At 69.1% G+C, this 12,338-nt stretch carries 12 protein-coding genes; 10 read left to right on the top strand and 2 right to left on the bottom strand.

All coding sequences use genetic code 11. The features are described 5' to 3' along the window. Nucleotides 1-360: 360 nt before the first annotated feature. From amt to ACQUS8_RS07430, 10 genes are all read left to right on the top strand, one after another. Complete coding sequence (amt, locus tag ACQUS8_RS07475; protein ID WP_435099063.1) at nt 361-2,190, top strand: ammonium transporter; 1,830 nt, start codon at nt 361-363, stop codon at nt 2,188-2,190. A gap of 592 nt (nt 2,191-2,782) precedes the next feature. Beyond that, nucleotides 2,783-4,441, top strand: a complete 1,659-nt coding sequence (locus ACQUS8_RS07470; protein ID WP_435099061.1) for an ammonium transporter — start codon at nt 2,783-2,785, stop codon at nt 4,439-4,441. 130 nt (nt 4,442-4,571) lie between these two features. Continuing rightward, a complete protein-coding gene (gene hemL, locus ACQUS8_RS07465) occupies nt 4,572-5,846 on the top strand; it encodes a glutamate-1-semialdehyde 2,1-aminomutase (protein ID WP_435099059.1) in 1,275 nt (424 codons plus the stop codon). Between the two features lie 46 nt (nt 5,847-5,892). Next, a complete protein-coding gene (hemC, locus tag ACQUS8_RS07460) occupies nt 5,893-7,005 on the top strand; it encodes a hydroxymethylbilane synthase (protein ID WP_435099057.1) in 1,113 nt (370 codons plus the stop codon). Then, the gene (cobA, locus tag ACQUS8_RS07455; protein ID WP_435099055.1) at nt 7,002-7,757 is read left to right on the top strand and encodes a uroporphyrinogen-III C-methyltransferase; all 756 of its coding nucleotides are present in this window, start codon (nt 7,002-7,004) and stop codon (nt 7,755-7,757) included. The genes hemC and cobA overlap by 4 nt, the downstream gene beginning before the upstream one ends. Further along, a complete protein-coding gene (locus ACQUS8_RS07450) occupies nt 7,754-8,500 on the top strand; it encodes a uroporphyrinogen-III synthase (protein WP_435099053.1) in 747 nt (248 codons plus the stop codon). Before cobA ends, ACQUS8_RS07450 begins: the two co-directional genes overlap by 4 nt. Before the next feature lie 37 nt (nt 8,501-8,537). Next, nucleotides 8,538-9,968 carry a DHHA1 domain-containing protein gene (locus ACQUS8_RS07445; protein ID WP_435099051.1) on the top strand — a complete coding sequence of 477 codons (1,431 nt, stop codon included), beginning with the start codon at nt 8,538-8,540 and terminating at the stop codon, nt 9,966-9,968. A gap of 143 nt (nt 9,969-10,111) precedes the next feature. Next, nucleotides 10,112-10,630, top strand: a complete 519-nt coding sequence (locus tag ACQUS8_RS07440; protein ID WP_435099049.1) for a GNAT family N-acetyltransferase — start codon at nt 10,112-10,114, stop codon at nt 10,628-10,630. A 69-nt stretch (nt 10,631-10,699) separates the two neighbouring features. Continuing rightward, nucleotides 10,700-11,026, top strand: a complete 327-nt coding sequence (locus ACQUS8_RS07435; protein ID WP_435099047.1) for a DUF5783 family protein — start codon at nt 10,700-10,702, stop codon at nt 11,024-11,026. A gap of 95 nt (nt 11,027-11,121) precedes the next feature. Next, a complete protein-coding gene (locus tag ACQUS8_RS07430) occupies nt 11,122-11,478 on the top strand; it encodes a NifU family protein (protein ID WP_435099045.1) in 357 nt (118 codons plus the stop codon). A 99-nt stretch (nt 11,479-11,577) separates the two neighbouring features. On the opposite strand, the gene ACQUS8_RS07425 is transcribed toward ACQUS8_RS07430, so the two are convergent. Together ACQUS8_RS07425 and ACQUS8_RS07420 are read right to left on the bottom strand one after the other, a co-directional pair. Further along, nucleotides 11,578-11,865, bottom strand: a complete 288-nt coding sequence (locus ACQUS8_RS07425) for a DUF7130 family rubredoxin-like protein (RefSeq protein ID WP_435099043.1) — start codon at nt 11,863-11,865, stop codon at nt 11,578-11,580. A 93-nt stretch (nt 11,866-11,958) separates the two neighbouring features. After that, entirely contained in the window at nt 11,959-12,228 is a 270-nt protein-coding gene (locus ACQUS8_RS07420; RefSeq protein WP_435099041.1) for a DUF7571 family protein, read from the bottom strand. Nucleotides 12,229-12,338 lie beyond the last annotated feature (110 nt).

Here is a 12,338-nt window from a genome sequence, read left to right as displayed (position 1 = left end):
CCGCCGGTGTCCGCCTCGCGATGGTCGGGTGGTCCGCTATGCGGCGACTCGCGACGGCGCGCGGCGTGACGTGCACCCCAATCCCACCCATTACTGACAACAATATCACACTACGCATGGTGGATTCTGAGGAAATATTCCCCAACTCTTTGGGCATATTACGACCTTATACAGAAGGTATACGCATAGATTCTGTTCGTTCGTCCACTCAAATCTGAAAATAGTGGTCTTCGTAAACCAAACGGTTATGTATGGGCGTTACATTCACTTCTCTCGTAGATCAGCACGATGGTTTCACGCAACTCAGCACTATCGGTGGACGAACGTCTAACTGTAGTCGGGAACGGGGTGGTGTCGTAAATGGCCAACATCGTCGACCTCGCGAGCAGCATCAACACGGTCTGGACGCTGGTGGTGTGCTTCCTGATTTTCTTCATGCAGCCGGGCTTCGCGCTCGTCGAAGCCGGACAGGTCCGCGCGAAGAACGCCGGCAACGTCGTGATGAAGAACATGATGGACTGGTCGCTCGGCGTCCTCGTGTTCTTCATCGTCGGTCAGGGCGTCTACACCGTCGCCGGCCAGCTCACGAACCCGAGCACGCCGCTGGACCTCGGCGCGGCCGTCGCGTACATCGGCGACCCGGGGAGTGCGGTCGGCTGGCTCTTCGGCGCGGTGTTCGCCATGACGGCGGCGACCATCGTCTCCGGGGCCGTCGCCGAACGCATCAAGTTCTCCGCGTACGTCTTCCTCGCGATCTGCCTGACGGCGGTCATCTACCCCGTCATCGGCGGGTTCGCGTGGAGCGGCGGCCTGCTCGCCTCCGGCGGCTACCTCGGACAGCTCATCGGTGCCGGCTACCAGGACTTCGCCGGCGCAACCGTCGTCCACATGCTCGGTGGCGTCGCCGGCCTCGTCGCGGCCTACATGGTCGGCCCGCGCCGCGGGCGCTTCGACAGCGAGGGTAACCCGCGTCCGATTCCCGGTCACTCCGTGGTGTTCGCGGTCGTCGGGACGTTCATCCTCGCGTTCGGCTGGTACGGCTTCAACGTCGGCACTCAGGGTATCCTCACCATCGCGGAGGGCGCGACGTCGCTCGAGGGCATCACGTTCAACAACGCCGCGCTCGGCCGCGTCGCACTGAACACGACGCTCGCGATGGGTATCGGTGCGGTCGGCTCGACCATCGTCACGACGCTCCGCGAGGGCAAGCCCGACCCGCTCTTCGGCGCGAACGGCCTGCTCGCCGGCCTCGTCGGCATCACGGGCGCCTGCGTCCACGTCACCTGGTGGGGCGCGCTCGTCATCGGCCTGCTCGCCGGTGTCCAGACCCCGCTCGTCTACCACTGGATCGTCGAGAACCTGAAGATCGACGACGTCTGCGGCGTCTTCGCGGTCCACGGGAGCGCGGGCGCCCTCGGCACGGTCTTCATCCCAGTGTTCGCGGCGAGCGGCTTCAGCGCCCCGCAGCTCGTGATGCAGATCGTCGGCGTGCTCGTCATCACTGTCTGGACGGTCGTCACGACCGCGATCGCCCTCAAAATCGCGGACGGCATCTGGGGGCTCCGCGTCGACGAGGACGAGGAGGAACTCGGCCTCGACCGCGGTGAGCACGGCATCGAAGCGTACCCCGAATTCGTCGACGAGGGCGTCGTCGCGGACGGCGGCGTCGACCAGACCTACGGCGTCCGCACGGACGGCGGCGAGGACCGCGAGGTCCGTACCGACGGCGGCGTCGACGTCGAAGACGAACGCGAAATTCGTACTGACGGCGGCCAAGACATCAAGGCAGACGACATGCACGAGATTCGCACCGACGGCGGCGAGGACATGGAGGTATCGGAGGACGGCGAGATCAAGATGGTCATGGCGGTCATCCGCCCGGACCGGCTCGGCGAGGTGAAGCAGGCGCTCGCGGAGGTCGGCGCGCCCTCGCTCACCGTCACGAACGTCTCCGGCCGGGGGAGCCAGCCCTCCACGACCGAGCAGTGGCGCGGCGAGGAGTACGTCGTCGATCTCCATCAGAAGGTGAAAATCGAGTGCGTCGTCGCCGACGTGCCGGCGAGCGACGTGGCCGACGCCATCCGGGAGGCCGCGAGCACCGGCGAACCCGGCGACGGGAAGGTGTTCATCATCGACGTCGAGGAGGCGCTCCAGATTCGCACCGGCAAGACCGGCCCGGAGGCGGTCTGAGAGTGTGCTCTCACGGACGCGCCGGACGGCGACCGTCCGGCGGGGTCTGAGCGTGACCCCCGGCATCGCGGCGACGGCGACCGCCTCGCAGTCACGGCCGCCGGTCCCCGCAGTCGGTCAGGTCGCGAGCGCCGTCGGCCGCCGCGGTGTCGGTACGGGCCACGGCCAGACGACACGCCCGTTGACCTCGACGTGGCGGTGCGGGCGGACGTCGGCCCGGGAGGTGGTCGTCGCGCCCTGAGGCGCCGCGTGGTTCTCGGCCGGGAACCGCCGCCTGTCGTACTCAGTCACTACCCGCCGGCCACTCAGTGGTGACGCGTGGCGCGCCACGGCGCGCGCGCCGCGTGTCGGTTCGCTGGCCGCCCGCTCCGGGTCGACATTCGTCCACTCGGCGGGCAACGCTTGCACGCTCTTCTCGACAAAATACGTCCTTATACATACTATATGTCCTGTTGTTTTGGACGATTGGGGAGAAGAATCGCGTATGTGGGTCGAATTTTAAGCTAGAGCTTTTATTGGTGGCTTCCTTGGCACCGCCCATGGCTGAGTACGACACGAACGGTTGCATCGTCCCGTCGGAGGTGCTGCACGCATGAGCGAGCTGGCCACCATTGCCACCGGGGTCAACCTCGTCTGGTTGCTCATCGTCACGTTCCTCATCTTCTTCATGAAGGCCGGGTTCGCGATGCTGGAGGCCGGTCAGGTTCGTGCGAAGAACGTCGCGAACCAGCTCACCCAGACCATCATCACGCTCGTCGTCGGCATCCTCGTCTACTTCGCCGTCGGTGCCTCCGTCGCCACTATCGTCGGCGAACTCACCGGCGCGGCGTCGCTCGACGTCGCCGGCGCGTTCACCAGCGTCTACGCGCCCACGGACCCGAACGCGTGGGCGAACTGGCTCTTCGGCGGCGTCTTCGCCATCGCCGCCGCGAACGTCGTCTCGGGCGCCGTCGCCGGCCGCACCCGCCCGCGGATGTACGTCCTCTACACCGCCGTCATCGCGGGCGTCGTCTACCCCGTCGCCGACGGCCTCGTCTGGTCGGGCGGCTGGCTCGCCGGCATGGGCTTCCACGACTTCGCCGGCGGCGCCGTCGTCCACACGCTCGGCGGCGTCTCCGCGCTCGTCGGCGCCTACCTCATCGGCCCGCGTCGTGACCGCTACGGGCCGGACGGCACCCCGAACGTGATGCCCGGACACTCCATCACGCTCGCCGTCCTCGGCACGCTCATCCTCTGCTTCGGCTGGTACGGCTTCAACGTCGGCACCGCCGTCAAGGTGTTCGCCGTGCAGGACGGCCAGCTCGTCCTCGCGAACTTCGCGACGGTGGGTCGCGTCGCGCTGAACACCACGCTCGGTATGGCGCTCGGCGGCGTCGGCGCCGGCCTCGTCGCGTGGCACCGGACGCAGAAACTCGACACGCTCTACCTCGCGAACGGCCTGCTCGCCGGCCTCGTCGGGGTCACGCCCATCGCCGACGCCGCGACGTGGCCGGGCGCCGTCCTCGTCGGCCTCGTCGCCGGCGCGCAACTCCCCGTCGTCTTCTCGTTCGTCGAACACCGCCTCAAGGTCGACGACGTCTGTGCGGTCTTCCCCGTCCACGGCACCGCCGGGATGCTCGGCACCGTCGCGTTCGGCCTGCCGTTCGTCACCGTGAACGCGTTCTCGCTCCGCACGCTCGGCGTGCAGGTGTTCGGCGTTGCGGTCATCGTCGCGCTGAGCGCCGCCGTCACCGCCGTCTTCTTCACCGCCGCGAAGGCCGTGAACTGGGCGCGCGTCGACGCCGACACCGAACACACCGGGCTCGACGTCGCCGCGCACGGCGTCGAGACCTACCCCGAGTTCGGCGACCAGGAGCGCATCGGCGTCCCCGACGGCGGTGTCGTCCCGGACGGCGGCCGCCCGGAGAGCGACATCGAACTCGTGATGGCGTACATCCGTCCGGACTGCCTCGGCGAGGTGAAGCAGGAACTCGCGGAGGCCGGCGCGCCCTCGCTCACCGTCACGGACGTCTCCGGCCGGGGGAGCCAACCCTCGACGACCGGCCAGTGGCGCGGCGAGGAGTACGTCGTCGACCTCCACCAGAAAATCAAGGTCGAGTGTGTCGTCGCGGACACGCCCACCGACGACGTCGTGGACGCCATCTGCCGCGGCGCGAAGACTGGCCAGAAGGGCGACGGGAAGGTGTTCGTCCTCCCCGTCTCGGAGGCGACCCAGATTCGCACCGGCAAGACCGGCACGGAAGCCGTCTAAATCGACGCAGCCGTTTCGGCCCACACTGGCGTCTACGGCGGCCGCCCGTCCGATCACCGTCGCGCCACGTCACCCCCTTCCTCTCGTCCGCTCAGTAACTACTTTCCCGCTGGCCGCGGGAACTCAGAGTATGAATCGCGACACTTCGCGTGACCTCTACGACCGGGCGCTCAGCGTCCTGCCCGGCGGCGTGAACTCCTCCGTTCGGGCGGCACCGCAGCCCTATCCGACGTTCGTGCAGAAGGGCGACGCCGGCACGGTCGTCGACGCAGACGGGAACAAGTACGTCGACTGGGTGATGGGTCTCGGTCCGCTCCTCCTCGGCCACGACCTCCCCGAGTCCGTCCAGTCGGCCGTCCAGCGCCGCGCGAGCGAGGGACCGATGTACGGGATGCCGACCGAAGTCGAGGTCGAGCACGCGGAGTTCATCGCGCGCCACGTCCCGAGCGTCGAGATGGTGCGCTTCGTCAACTCCGGGACTGAGGCCACCGTCTCCGCCGTCCGCCTCGCGCGCGGCTACACCGGCCGCGACAAGGTCGTCGTCATGCAGGGCGGCTACCACGGCGCGCAGGAGTCCACGCTCGTCGAGGGCGGCCCCGAGGGGGCGTCGCCGTCCTCCCCGGGCATCCCCGAGTCGTTCGCCGAGCACACGATTCCCGTGCCGTTCAACGATCAGGAGGCGGTGACAGAAGTCTTCGAGGAGCACGGCGAGGACATCGCCGCGGTGCTCGTCGAGCCCATCCTCGCGAACAAGGGCATCGTCGAACCCCGAGAGGGCTACCACGAGACGCTCCGGGACCTCACCGAGGACCACGGCGCCCTCCTCGTCTTCGACGAGGTCATCACGGGCTTCCGCGTCGGCGGCCTCTCTTGTGCGCAGGGGAAGTTCGGCGTCACCCCTGACCTGACGACGTTCGGGAAGGTCATCGGCGGTGGCTTCCCCGTCGGCGCCATCGGCGGCAAGACCGAAATCATGGAGCAGTTCACGCCCGCCGGAGACGTCTTCCAGGCCGGCACCTTCTCCGGACACCCCGTTACGATGGCTGCCGGCCTCGAGACGCTCACGTACGCCGCTGAGAACGACGTCCACGAGCACGTCAACGACCTCGGCGAGCAGTTGCGCGACGGCCTGCGTGACGTCGTCGACGAGCGCGCCCCCGAGTACAGCGTGGTCGGCACCGACTCGCTGTTCAAGGTCGTCTTCACGCGCGACGGCACGCCGCCGCGGGACGGCAGCGACGTCGGGCGCGCGAACGTCCAGCGCTGGAACCGCGTCTTCCGCCCGAAGATGCTCGACTCGGGAATCATGCTATCGCAGAACCAGTTCGAGGCGCAGTTCGTCTCCGACTCGCACACCGAGGCGGACGTCGAGCAGACCATCGAGGCCTACCGCGAGGCGCTATAAGGACAGGTCCGAAGGGGGTTTCAAGTCGCGATACCGAGTGTGAGGTATGCGAGACGAGTCTATCCAGCTGGCGACGCGGGGGTCGTCGCTGGCGCTCCGGCAGGCCGGCGAGATTCAGGCCGCGCTCGAGGAACGCCGCCACGACGTCGAACTCGTGGAGGTCGAAACCGAGGGTGACCGCATCACCGACGAACGCATCGCCGACCTCGGGAAGACCGGCGCGTTCGTCCGCGCGCTCGACGAGCGCGTGCTGGAGGGCGACGTCGACGCCGCCGTCCACTCCATGAAGGACGTCCCGACGGAGATGCCCGACGGCCTCGTCGTCGCCGCGGTCCCGCGGCGCGCGAGCGCCGGCGACGTCCTCGTGACGCCTGACGGCACGCCCCTTGAGGAACTCGAAGCGGGGGCCGTCGTCGGTACGTCGAGTCTGCGCCGGCGCGCGCAGGTGAAGTCGCGCCGCCCCGACCTCGAAGTCGCGGACCTCCGCGGGAACGTCGACACCCGCATCGAGAAACTGCTCGCCGCCCACCTGCAGGCCGAACACGAGGCACGCACCGAGGCCGAGGAGGCCTATCAGGAGCAGCGCAAGCGCTACGAGAAGCAGCCGGACACGGACCCCGACGAGGCCACCCGCGAGTACGAGCGCACCGTCGAGGAGTGGTTCGAGGACCTCTCCGAGCTGGAGAAGCAGGCGATGGGCCGCGAGGTCGAGACCGCGTACGACGCCGTCGTGCTCGCGCGCGCCGGCCTCGAACGCTCCGGCCTCGCGCACAGCGTCGACCTCGTCGACCTCGAGACCGACGAGCACGTCCCCGCACCCGGCCAGGGCGCGCTCGCGGTGACCGCCCGCGAGGGCACCGAGGTCGCCGAGCAGATTCAGAAGGCGCTCGACCACCCGCGCTCACGCGTCGAGACGACCACCGAGCGCGTCGTCCTCGAGGAACTCGGCGGCGGCTGTATCGCGCCCATCGGCGTCCACGCCTTCCTGAAGGGTGAGGTCGTCCGCACGGACGTCCAGGTCTATTCCGCGGACGGCGCCGAGTCGGTCGTGCAGACGCGCGAACTCGGCCTCGACAACTACGCCCGCGAGGCCCGCGAGTTCGCCGCCGACCTCGCCGAGGCGGGTGCCGCCGACCTCATCGCGGAGGCGAAGCGATGACCGACGCCGAACCCGGGACGGTTTACCTCGTCGGGAGCGGTCCCGGCGACCCCGACCTCCTCACGGTGAAGGCCCGCGACCTCCTGACGAGCGCGGACGTCGTCCTCCACGACAAACTCCCCGGCCCCGACATCATCGACCTGATTCCCGAGGGCCGCGGCGAGGACGTCGGGAAGCGCGCGGGCGGCGAGCGCACCTCCCAGGCCGAAATCAACGAGCGCCTCGTCGAGTACGCGCAGGCCGGCAAGAGCGTCGTGCGCCTGAAGGGCGGCGACCCGTTCGTCTTCGGACGCGGCGGCGAGGAAGCCGAATACCTCGCCGAGCACGGCGTCACCTTCGAGGTGGTGCCGGGCGTCACCTCGCCTGTCGCCGCGCCCGGTGTCGCCGGCATCCCGGTCACGCATCGCGACCACGCCTCCTCCGTGACGTTCGTCACCGGGCACGAGGACCCGACGAAGGAGGAGTCGAGCGTGGACTGGGCGGCGCTCGCCGAGACCGGCGGCACCATCGTCGTCCTGATGGGCGTCGGCAAACTCCCCGAGTACACGCGGGAGCTCCGCGAGGCGGGCATGGACCCCGAGACGCCGGTCGCGCTCATCTCGCGGGGGACGCGCCCGAACCAGAAGGTGGCGACGGGCACCCTCGACACCATCGTCGCGGCGCGTGACGAGGCCGGCATCGAACCGCCCGCCATCACCGTCATCGGTGACGTCGCGGCGGTCCGGGACGACCTGGAGGCGTTCCTCGGATGAGCCAGCAGGTCCGGGCGGCCGTCTTCCGGCCGGACGACGGTCGTCTCAGCGACGCCGCCGAGCTTCTCGATTCGCTCGGCGCTGACCCCGTGCCCGACGCGATGCTCGCCGTCCAACCGACGGACGCCGCGCCGCGCGAGGACGCCGACTACACGATCCTGACGAGCAAGACCGGCGTCGAACTCGCCGCGGACGCGGACTGGGACGCGGCCGGAACGGTCGTGTGCGCAATCGGGGAGAGCACCGCGGACGCGCTTCGGGACGCCGACTACACCGTCGACCTCGTCCCCGAGGAGTTCTCCAGCGCGGGCCTCGTCGACGCGCTCGAAGCCGACGTCGCGGGCGCGCGCGTCGAGGTCGCGCGCTCCGACCACGGCTCCGACGTCCTCACGGACGGCCTCGAGGACGCCGGCGCGTACGTCCACGAGACCGTCCTCTACCGGCTCGTCCGCCCGGACGGTGCGGGCGACTCGGCCGAGCAGGCCGCGCGTGGCAACCTCGAGGCCGCGTTGTTCACCTCCTCGCTCACCGTCGAGCACTTCCTCGAGGCGGCGACGGCGCGCGGCGTCCGCGAGGACGCAATCGAGGGCCTGAACGGCGCCGTCGTCGGCTGTATCGGCGCGCCGACGAAGCGGACCGCCGAACGCCACGGCATCGACGTCGACGTCGTGCCCGACGAGGCGTCCTTCGAGGCGCTCGCGACGGCCGTCGTCGAGGACGCCGCGCCGAGCTATCACGACTAGCGGGAGTTTATCCACGCGAACGGCCTAGGCCGGAGTAATGAACGCGCCCGTCCCCGAACTCGCCGCGCGGGCCGCGCGGTGCGCCGAGCGACTCCGCGAGGCCGACAGACTGCTTCTCACGTCGCACATCGACGCCGACGGCCTGACGAGCGCCGGCATCGCCACCACCGCGTTGGAGCGCGCCGGCATCGAGCACGACGTCACCTTCGAGAAGCAACTCGACCGGAGCGCCATCGAGCGCTACGCTGAGGAAGGGTACGATACGGTCTTCTTCACGGACTACGGGAGCGGCCAACTCGACGTCATCACCGAGTACGACGCCTTCACGCCCGTCGTCGCCGACCACCATCAGCCCGCTGACGTCGAGGCCGAGTACCACACGAATCCCCTTTTGGAGGGCCTCGACGGCGGGAGCGAACTCTCCGGCGCGGGCGCGGCCTACTGCGTCGCGCGCGCGCTCGGCGACGCCGACGAGGACGTCGACAACCGCGATCTGGCGGCGCTCGCCGTCGTCGGCGCTGTCGGCGACATGCAGACGACGGAGGGCGAACTCGTCGGCGCGAACACCGGCATCGTCGAGGAGGGGATCTCGGCGGGCGTGCTGGACGCGGCGAAGGACCTCGCGGTGTTCGGGACGCAGACGCGCCCGCTCCCGAAACTGCTCGCGTACGCGAACGACGTCCCGATACCCGGCATCACGGGCGACCGGAACGGCACGCTGCGCTTCCTCGACGGCCTCGAGGCCGACCTCCGGGCGGACGGCGAGTGGAAGACGTGGGCGGAGCTCACGACCGAGGAGCGCCGGACGGTCGTGAGCGCGCTCGTCCAGCGGGCAATCCGGACGGGCGTCGACGCCGACGACATCGAGGCGCTCGTCGGGACGACGTACACGCTCACCCGGGAGGAACCCGGCACCGAACTCCGGGACGCGAGCGAGTTCTCCACGCTGTTGAACGCGACGGCGCGCTACGAGCGCGCGGACGTCGGGCTCGCCGTCTGTAAGGGTGACCGCGGTGAGGCGCTCCGGGAGGCGCGCGAGCTCCTGCGCGAGCACCGGAAGACGCTCGCGACGGGCGTGAACGTCGTCCGGGAGGTCGGCGTCACGCGGGCGGACAACGTCCAGTGGTTCCACGTCGGCGACAGGCTCCCGGAGACCGTCGTCGGCATCGTCGCGGGGATGGCGATGGGCGAGGACGACGTGGACGCGGGCGTCCCCATCATCGCGTTCGCGGACAAGGAGGAGGCGGACAGCGAGGACATCGACGGCGAGGCGGTGAAGGTGTCGATGCGCGGGACGCCCCGGCTCGTCGAGCGGGGACTCGACCTCTCGGCGGTGGCGCGCGAGGCGTCTCGCGCGGTCGGCGGCGACGGCGGCGGCCACGAGGTGGCGGCGGGCGCGACGGTCCCGAAGGGCCGCGAGGAGGACTTCGTCGCCGCCGCCGACGCGGCCGTCGGCGACCAGCTCTAAACATAATTAAAGACCGTTATAGTTTTGTGCCGGCGGGTCGTGTGTCCGCACATGGCAGCAGCAGTATCCCACGTCGCGTCCCACGCCCGTAGCCAGCGCCGCCGACTCGACCAGCGACCCCCGGACCCCAGCACGCCCCCGACATGACCGAGAGCACGACACGGACGTCGACGCCCGACGAACAGCTCCGCCAGCCGCCCTTCGGTTTCATCGACGCCGCCGGCGCGCGCGTCACCGTCGAATTCGCCTCCGCGAGCGACCGCGACGCGCTCTGCGCCATGTACGACTCCTTCGACGCCACCGACCGGACGCAGGGCCTCCCCCCGACGCGCGCCGACGCCCGCCGTGACTGGGTCGACACTCTCCTGGCGGGCCGGAGCGTCGTCGCCCGCCGCGACGGCCACATCGTCGGCCACGCCGCGCTCCTCGAGAGCGGCGACGGCCACGAACTCGCCGTCTTCGTCGCTCCGGACGCCCGCGGCGTCGGTGTCGGCACCGGCCTCCTCCGCGGCCTCCTTGGTGCGCACCGCGCCACCGGCGGCGGCCGGGTCTGGCTCTCCGTCGAGCCGTCGAACCGGTGTGCGCGCGCGCTCTACCGGCGTTTCGGCTTCGACGTCGCGGAGCGCGGCCGCTTCGAACTCACCATGACGAAGCAGATTTGATATAGCGACACCCGATTTATCACTGGCGTACCGCCCGGCTTTTATCGCGCCAGCGTCGAAGCAACCCGTATGGCCGAGTTCACGCCCGAAGAGTTCGAGGAGAAGAAATACACCGACTACTTCCCCCAACTCCAGACCGCCTACAAGCGCGCGTTCAACGACCTGAACGCCGAGTACGACAGCACGCTCGTGCACGCGCTCGACCAGCAGGTGCTCAACGAGAGCCAGCCTCACTACGAGGGCGACGGCGAGTTCTCCGTCGAACTTCCCGAGAACCCCATCGAGCGCCTCGAGGACGTCGTCGCGGACGACGAGAAGGCCGCGAAACTCCTCGACCTCTACGTCGAGGGTATCGAGCACCACCTCCGCGTCGTCTTCGACTTCGAGGAGGAGTAGACGCCACCTGTCGTCGATCCCGCTCGCCGTCGCGGACGCGGGCGGGAACAGCGACCAACCAAAAGCATAAGGCCGCCAATACCCTATCCGCGCACATGAGCACCGAGGGCCAGTCCGGGGACGACCTCGAGGACCGCGTTACGAGCTTCCTCCGACGGAACTTCCCGCAGATTCAGATGCACGGCGGCAGCGCCTCCATCACCAACATCGACCGCGAGTCCGGTGAGGTCGACATCCAGCTGAGCGGGGCGTGCTCGGGGTGCGGTATCTCCCCGATGACGATTCAGGCCATCAAGGCCCGGATGACCCAGGAGATTCCGGAAGTCGAGAAGGTCAACGCCGACACCGGCATGGACGGCGGCGGTCACGGCGGCGGCATGAGCCCCTCCTTCCCCGGCGAGACGTCCGACGACGACGCCGAGGAGGACGAGGGTCCGCAGGCCCCCTTCTAGACGTCCCGTAACAACAAACGGTCGACTTCTCTCGATTTTCTCCCGGCGAGCGACGGCGCCGTCCCGGAAATAGGGGATCGGCGCGTCGCGCGTGACGCCTCAGTCTTCCGTCCAGTAGTAGAGGTGTTCCTTCGGCGCGTCACAGGACGGGCAGGACTCGGGGATTTCCTCGACGTCGCCGACCTCCCCACAGTCCGAACAGCGCCAGAGGAGTTCGGCCTCGCCGAGGTCGTGGGGCGTGTGCTCGTGCTCGACGGTGAACGACGCCGCGCCCTCGCGGTTCGTCACGAAGAAGCCGTCCTCGTTGAAGCCGCGAACGACGCCTATCTGGTCGCCGTCCTCGTTGTAGACTGCGGTGCCGAGTTTGACCGGGGTGTCGTCACTCATACGGTGGCGTTTCACCGGGTCGACACTTAAAGGCAATCGCCGGAACGGGGTGCGCCCGCGCCGTACGCCGGCACGGGCGGGGCGGACGCCGTCTCAGGTGGAGGCCGTGTCGCGGTGCCACCCGGGGTCGCGGCCGGTCCGTTCGATGAGGGCAGCCCGACATGCCGGGCAGTAGTCGGGCGCCGTGGACGCGTTCTGGGGGACGTAGACCCCACCGCCGCACTCGACGCACGCGTCAGCAACCACGGTCGCACAGTCCGCACAGACGTTGAAGTCGTCTACCGTGAGGTCGCGCAGAGGTTCGAGGTGTTTGTCCAAGACGTACTCGTCGATGACCGTCTGACAGCTCTGACACGGTTGCATTTGCGATACTCTTTGCCCTGTGTGACCGAACCACATATAGATACCGCCCGACGGCGCCGAACCGATGCCTGTCGGGAGCGGGTGACTCACGCCGGTCCACCGCGAGCGCC

Source organism: Halarchaeum sp. P4 (assembly GCF_051195175.1).
In the GTDB taxonomy this organism is placed as follows: domain Archaea; phylum Halobacteriota; class Halobacteria; order Halobacteriales; family Halobacteriaceae; genus Halarchaeum.
This window is presented reverse-complemented; position numbering and strand designations above follow the sequence as displayed.